Source organism: Phenylobacterium sp., assembly GCF_024508875.1.
Lineage (GTDB): Bacteria > Pseudomonadota > Alphaproteobacteria > Caulobacterales > Caulobacteraceae > Phenylobacterium.
The window spans coordinates 1-6,241 of the sequence record NZ_JANINU010000139.1 but is presented as its reverse complement, the minus strand read 5'-3'; the positions used below and the strand labels follow the sequence as shown (position 1 = coordinate 6,241).

Sequence of the window (6,241 nt, the reverse complement as noted above, 5' to 3'; positions counted from 1 at the left end):
AGGTGGCCAGGACGGCGCCGTCGGCCTGACGGGCCATGCGGCCGGTTTCGAGCGTCAGCGTCTTGCCGCCCCACTCGATGGTCTTGCGTTTGATATCGAACATTTCTGCTTCTTTCTCGTCCCGCGGGCGTATTCCCGGCGGGGGCGGACAGGGGATCGGTCTTCCGAAATCCTCATCCAATGGCACAGGCGGGTGAGGATCTCCTGCGACCCTCGGCGTGTGTGGGGAACCGAACGCCCCCGGGTTGCCGCATACACCCCCCGGCCTGTGACGGAGGAGCAGCCTCGATACGAAACGGACCCGGTCCCCACGCGGGGATCGGGTCCGCTTTGGAAACCTAGCGGCGCAGGCCCAGCTTCTCGATGAGCGCCTGATAGCGAGCCGCGTCGGACTTCTTCAGGTGGTCGAGGAGCGAACGGCGGGCGGAGACCAGCTTCAGCAGGCCCCGGCGCGAGTGGTTGTCCTTCTTGTGCGTCTTGAAGTGTTCGGTGAGGTTCGCAATCCGTTCGGACATGATCGCCACCTGGACTTCGGCGCTGCCCGTGTCCGCGTCGCCGCGGGCATGGGTCTTGATGACTTCGGCTTTACGTTCGGCCGTGATCGACATCGGGTTTCTCCGCTCTGGTCAAAGATTGAAGACACGCGAGGGTTCGAGCCGTCCCGCACGCATCTCGCAGAGCGCCACCATCGTCCCGCCCGACATGGCTGAAACGGTGCGTGAGCCCGGCTTGAGCCCGGCTTTCACCGCTTCCACCTGTCGGGGAACGAGAACGATCGATCGTCCCTGCTTCAATCGGAAGGCGTCTTCGTCGGTCACGGCCAGCACCGGGATGTCGTCCAGTGCGGTCTCGACCGGAAGCAAGGCCTCCGATTGGCGGGCCTTATGCCCTAAATCTTCTAGGTATTCCAGTGTCACCGCTGATTCCTCGGTGAACTGGCCGACGCGCGTTCTGCGAAGCTGGCTAACATGGCCACACGCGCCGAGCGCATCGGCGATGTCGCGGACCAGCGCGCGGACGTAGGTGCCCTTGCCGCAGTCGATCTCCAGCGTGATGTGGTCGGCGTCGGCCGCGTCCACGACGCGGGCGTCGAAGATGTCCACCTTGCGGGCGGTCAGCTCGACGGTTTCGCCGGCTCGCGCCAGGTCGTAGGCCCGCTCGCCGTCCACCTTGATCGCCGAATACGCCGGCGGGACCTGGTCGATCTCGCCGATGAAGCGCGGGAGAACGGCGTGCACCTGGGCGATCGTGGGGCGCACGTCGGACTCGGCGATGGTCTCGCCCTCGCGGTCATAGGTCGCGGTCGTGCGGCCCCAGGCGATGGTGAAGCGGTACGACTTGTCGGCGTCGACCAGGAACGGAACGGTCTTGGTCCCCTCGCCCAGGGCGATGGGCAGGATACCGGTGGCCAGCGGGTCCAGCGTGCCGGCGTGGCCCGCCTTCTGGGCGTCGAACAGCCGGCGCACGCGGCTGACGGCGAAGGTCGAGGTCAGGTCGTAGGGCTTGTCGAGGTTGATCCAGCCCGAGATCGCCTGGCCCCTCTTGCGGCGGGCCATCAGTCCTCGTCCTTCCAGGACGCCGAGACCGGGTCGGGGGTCAGGTCCTGGCGCACCTTGGGGTCGTCGAACAGCCGGCTCATGCGCGCCGCCTCGTTGAAGCTCTCGTCGTGCAGGAACTTCAGGTCGGGGGTGAAGCGCATGTCGATCAGCTTGCCCAGCCGCCCGCGCACGAATTTCGCGTGCTTGTTCAGCGCCTTGATGACCTCGTCGTAGTGCTCGCCGCCCAGCGGCTCGACGAACACCGTGGCGTGGCGCAGGTCGGGGCTGAGGCGCACTTCGGTGACGGTCACCGAGACCCCCGCCAGCGCAGGATCGGCGATCTCCTCCTCGCGGAAGATGTCGACCAGGGCGTGACGCACCAGTTCGCCGGCGCGGAGCTGACGCTGCGACGGGCCCTGCGGCGCCGCGCGGCCATGGGAGGTCGGTCGTTTCATGGGAGGTCTTTCCAGCAACCCTGGCGGAAGGATCGGACGCCCGCGCAGGAAAGCGCGGGCTTCTAGTCGGAAGGCGCCCAGGTGTCCAGAGCGGGCGAAATGCCTCCTCCGCCCGGGGGAGGAGTCAAGCCCCCGTCCGTTCCTTGAAGAACTGGATCACCCGCTGCTCGGCGGCCTTGGTCGGCCCGTCTTCCTTCAGGTGGAGCGTCAGCACCGAGTGCGGCGGGATGATCGCGGGCGCAGCGTCCTCGTCCCTCAGCTCGATGCTCTCGAAGCGGTCGCCGAACTCGCGGCGGTAGGTCTCGAACCGGGCGTCGGGGACCAGCTCGTCCGAGGTGAAGCGCAGCCCGACGATGCTGAGGTCTTCGGCCTCCAGGCGGCCCTTCACGCAGGCCGTCTCGCCCGGCGACAGGCCAATCTCCGCGCCGCGCTTGGGATTGCCCCGCGCCAGCGGTAGCGACGGCTGCGACAGCACCGGCGCCACCACGCTGGGATCGGTCATCATCGCCAGGGCGAAGCCGCCGGTGAAGCACATGCCGACCGCGCCCACGCCCTTGCCGCCGCACTCGGCGTGCGCCCTGCGCGACAGCGCCCGCAGCCAGTCGGCCACCGGACTCGATCTGTCGCCCCGCCACACGTAGAACTCGCGCCGCACGCACAGCACGCCCAGCGCGGTGGCCAGGGTGTAGCCGCGGCTCACCGGCTTGCCCGGCGTGCCGAACAGGCTGGGGCAGAACACCGTCATCCCCGCTTCGACCACCCGGTCCGCGAAGCGGATCACCAGCGGGTGCAGCCCCGGCATCTCGTGCATGATGACGACCGCCGGGCCCGAGCCTCGGCGGTAGACCGGATAGGTCCGCCCGTCGTGCGCGAAGTCGAACTTCTCGTAGGCCGCCAGCGCGGTCTCGTAGCCCATCCCCACCCCCTGCTCTCGCTGGGGACGAGCTTAAGCCAATCACCGCTTCAGGCGCAGCATGGAAAGATCGCCCTCGAAGCCCGACAGCTTCCAGCGGCCGTCCGGCGCGTGGGTGAACATCAGCAGGCAGGGACCCGCCTTCTTGCTCGTCGCGCAGACGCGGCCGTCCGGCAGTTCGCGCAGCAGGGTGGAGATGCCGATCGGCCCGGGGATCTTCATGTCCGGGCGATAGCCGTAGTACTCGGCGACCGATCGGAAGACCGTCGGCTGCACCAGCGCCTCGCCAGCCAGTTCCGCAAGGCTGGGCGCCAGGATCGCCGCGAGGCCCGCGGGCACGCGGTCGTCCTTCGCGGCCTCCGCCACCAGGCGCTGCTGGATCTCCCGCTTCAGCGCCTTGCGGTCGACCAGGCCGTCGAACGTGGCCTCGTCCCCGTCGCGGATCGAGACGAGCAGGGCGTGGACGTCCGCCGCCGCGTCCAGCTTCTGCACCGTGGCGCAGGCCGAGAGGGTCAGGGTCATCAGGGCGATCACGATCGCGCGCATTTCATTCTCCCGGCTGCAAGCTGCGCTACAACGCCGTTCCATCCCATGGCGAGGCAGAACCGCAGATGAACGGATTCGACCGCGGAACGGATCGGACGGTGCTCGAAACGAACCGCCTGGTGTTCCGCCCGTTCACCGCCGACGATTTCGACCTCCTGGCCACGCTGCATCGTGATCCGGAAGTGGGGCGCTACATGGGCGGCGTGTGGACCGACCAGCGGATCGCCGAGGCCCTGGGCCGCTTCGTGGCCGAGCAGGCCGAGCGCGGCCACTCGAAATGGGCGGCCTTCACCCGGGACGGCCGCTTCGCGGGACGGGCGGGGATCAGCCTCTGGCCGGCGACCGGCGAACTTGAGCTCGGCTACAGCCTGATGCCCGAGTTTTGGGGCCAGGGCCTGGCGACGGAGGCGGCCCGCGCCGTGGCGGACTGGACGTTCGCCAACACGGACGTCGCGCACTTCATCGCCTTCACCCACCTCGAGAACTATGGCTCGCAGCGCGTGCTGGAGCGCCTGGGGATGGTGCGCCAGCCCGACCAAGACATGGGGTTCGAGGATGGCATGAGCGCCGTCTACCGGCTGGACCGGCGATAAAGCCTTGATCCTTCGAGAGTCACTCGCGTCGTAAGGTCGTCGGCCCAAACGAAGAAGGCCTCCCCCGCGGCAAGCGGGAGAGGCCTCGATCCGGTGAACTGAAGCGGCGCCTACAGGCTGCGCTTCACCTCCTCGAGGGTGAAGCACTCGATGACGTCGCCGGCCTTGATGTCCTGGAAGCCCTGGAACGCCATGCCGCATTCCTGGCCCACCGGCACCTCGTTGACCTCGTCCTTGAAGCGCTTGAGCGTCTGCAGGGTGCCGAGTTCGAGCACGACGATGTCCTGGCGGATGATCCGGACGCGCGCGCCCTTGCGGACCACGCCTTCCGTGACCTTACAGCCGGCGACACGGCCCACCTTGGTGATGTCGAAGGCCTGAAGCACTTCGGCGTTGCCCAGGAAGGTTTCGCGCTGGATCGGCGCCAGCATGCCCGACAGCACGCCTTTGATGTCGTCGATCAGGTCGTAGATGATCGCGTAGTAGCGGATCTCCACGCCCTCGCGCTCGGCCAGCGCCTGCGCCTGCTTCGAGGCGCGGACATTGAAGCCCAGGATCGGCGAGTTGGCGCCCTTGGCCAGCATCACGTCGCTTTCGCTGATGGCGCCGGCGCCCGACAGGATGATCCGCGCGCGGACCTCCTCGTGCGCCAGTTTCTCCAGCGAGCCGACGATCGCCTCGGCCGAGCCCTGCACGTCGGCCTTGATGATGACCGGCAGCTCCGCGACCTTCTTGTCGGCCAGCTTGGCCATCATGTCCGCCAGGCTGGCGCCCTGGACCGGCGAGCCGGCCTTCTCGCGCTTCTGACGGATACGGTACTCGGTCAGTTCGCGGGCGCGGGCCTCGTTCTCCACCACGGCGAAGGCGTCGCCCGGCGACGGCGTGCCGTCGAGGCCGAGGATCTCCACCGGCGCGGAGGGACCCGCCTCGGTCAGTTGCTCGTTGCGCTCGTTGATCAGGGCGCGCACGCGGCCGAAGGTGTCGCCGGCCACGACGATGTCGCCACGCTTCAGCGTGCCGCGCCGGACCAGGACGGTCGAGACGGCACCGCGACCGCGATCCAGCTTGGCCTCGATGACCACGCCGTCGGCGGTGCGATCGGGGTTCGCCTTCAGGTCGAGCACCTCGGCCTGCAGCAGGATAGCCTCGATGAGGTTTTCCAGGCCCATCTTCTTGGTGGCCGAGACCTCGATCGCCTGCGTGTCGCCGCCCAGGCTCTCCACCACGATCTCGTGCTGCAGCAGCTCGTTGATCACGCGGGTCGGATCGGCGTCCGGCTTGTCGATCTTGTTGATCGCCACGATGATCGGCGCGCCGGCGGCCTTGGCGTGATTGATGGCCTCGACCGTCTGCGGCATGACGCCGTCGTCGGCCGCCACCACCAGCACCACGATGTCCGTGATGTTCGCGCCGCGGGCTCGCATGGCCGAGAAGGCCGCGTGGCCGGGGGTGTCCAGGAAGGTCACCGCCTGACCGCCCGCCAGCCGCACCTGATACGCGCCGATGTGCTGGGTGATGCCGCCGTGCTCGCCGCCGACAACGTCGGTGGACCGCAGGGCGTCGAGCAGCGAGGTCTTGCCGTGGTCGACGTGGCCCATGACGGTGACCACCGGGGGCCGCGGCTCCAGATGATCGTCGATGTCCTCGGCGCCGATGAAGCCTTCTTCGACGTCGGCTTCCGACACGCGCTTCACGGTGTGGCCGAACTCGGTGGCCACCAGCTCGGCGGTGTCGTTGTCGATGACGTCGTTGATCTTCAGCATCACGCCCTGACGCATCAGGAACTTGATGATCTCGACGCCGCGCACGGCCATCCGGTTGGACAGCTCGCTCACCGTGATCACGTCGGGGATCACGACCTCGCGGCTGACGCGGGCCTGTTCGACGGCGCCGCCCTTGCGCTTTTCACGCTCGCGTTCGCGGGCGCGGCGCACGGAGGCGAGGCTGCGCATCCGCTCGGCGCCCTCGGCGTCGCCGGCCACGGTCTGGATGGTCAGGCGGCCTTCGCGGCGGGTCGGGGCGCCCTTGGCGCGGCTGATCGCGCCCTTGCCGGCGTCGTTCGCGCGGCGACGGTCGTCGTCGTCACGCCGGTCGATGACCGAACCGCCGGGCCGCGGGGCCTGGCGGGCGGCGCGCTGGACCTCCGGCGTCGCCGGCGGCTGGGCGGGGCTCAGGCGGGGACCGCCGGGGCCACGG

The 6,241-nt window shown here is 68.7% G+C and carries 7 protein-coding genes; 1 reads left to right on the top strand and 6 read right to left on the bottom strand.

Going from position 1 to position 6,241, the window contains the following annotated elements; genetic code table 11:
- Positions 1-338: 338 nt before the first annotated feature.
- The 5 genes from rpsO to Q0L11_RS11825 form a co-directional block, all read right to left on the bottom strand.
- A complete protein-coding gene (gene rpsO, locus Q0L11_RS11845; RefSeq protein WP_293479069.1) occupies positions 339-608 on the bottom strand; it encodes a 30S ribosomal protein S15 in 270 nt (89 codons plus the stop codon).
- An 18-nt stretch (positions 609-626) separates the two neighbouring features.
- A complete protein-coding gene (gene truB, locus Q0L11_RS11840) occupies positions 627-1,556 on the bottom strand; it encodes a tRNA pseudouridine(55) synthase TruB (RefSeq protein WP_296597480.1) in 930 nt (309 codons plus the stop codon).
- Complete coding sequence (gene rbfA / locus Q0L11_RS11835) at positions 1,556-1,993, bottom strand: 30S ribosome-binding factor RbfA (RefSeq protein WP_296597479.1); 438 nt, start codon at positions 1,991-1,993, stop codon at positions 1,556-1,558. The genes truB and rbfA overlap by 1 nt, the downstream gene beginning before the upstream one ends.
- A gap of 124 nt (positions 1,994-2,117) precedes the next feature.
- Positions 2,118-2,909 carry a dienelactone hydrolase family protein gene (locus tag Q0L11_RS11830; protein ID WP_296597478.1) on the bottom strand — a complete coding sequence of 264 codons (792 nt, stop codon included), beginning with the start codon at positions 2,907-2,909 and terminating at the stop codon, positions 2,118-2,120.
- 39 nt (positions 2,910-2,948) lie between these two features.
- Positions 2,949-3,452: a DUF2939 domain-containing protein gene (locus Q0L11_RS11825; protein WP_296597477.1), complete on the bottom strand. Its 504-nt coding sequence runs from the start codon at positions 3,450-3,452 to the stop codon at positions 2,949-2,951.
- A 65-nt stretch (positions 3,453-3,517) separates the two neighbouring features.
- On the opposite strand from Q0L11_RS11825, the gene Q0L11_RS11820 reads away from it, so the two are divergent.
- Complete coding sequence (locus Q0L11_RS11820) at positions 3,518-4,045, top strand: GNAT family N-acetyltransferase (protein ID WP_296597476.1); 528 nt, start codon at positions 3,518-3,520, stop codon at positions 4,043-4,045.
- A gap of 110 nt (positions 4,046-4,155) precedes the next feature.
- Here Q0L11_RS11820 and infB read toward each other — a convergent pair.
- Positions 4,156-6,241, bottom strand: a 2,086-nt coding sequence (gene infB / locus Q0L11_RS11815; protein ID WP_296597474.1) for a translation initiation factor IF-2, incomplete at its 5' end; no start/stop codon positions are given.

What these genes read in the sequence shown, in the direction of transcription:
- rpsO (WP_293479069.1), bottom strand. Translation starts at nt 608, where the DNA reads ATGTCGATCACGGCCGAACGTAAAGCCGAAGTCATCAAGACCCATGCC.
- truB (WP_296597480.1), bottom strand. Translation starts at nt 1,556, where the DNA reads ATGGCCCGCCGCAAGAGGGGCCAGGCGATCTCGGGCTGGATCAACCTC.
- rbfA (WP_296597479.1), bottom strand. Translation starts at nt 1,993, where the DNA reads ATGAAACGACCGACCTCCCATGGCCGCGCGGCGCCGCAGGGCCCGTCG.
- Q0L11_RS11830 (WP_296597478.1), bottom strand. Translation starts at nt 2,909, where the DNA reads ATGGGCTACGAGACCGCGCTGGCGGCCTACGAGAAGTTCGACTTCGCG.
- Q0L11_RS11825 (WP_296597477.1), bottom strand. Translation starts at nt 3,452, where the DNA reads ATGCGCGCGATCGTGATCGCCCTGATGACCCTGACCCTCTCGGCCTGC.
- Q0L11_RS11820 (WP_296597476.1), top strand. Translation starts at nt 3,518, where the DNA reads ATGAACGGATTCGACCGCGGAACGGATCGGACGGTGCTCGAAACGAAC.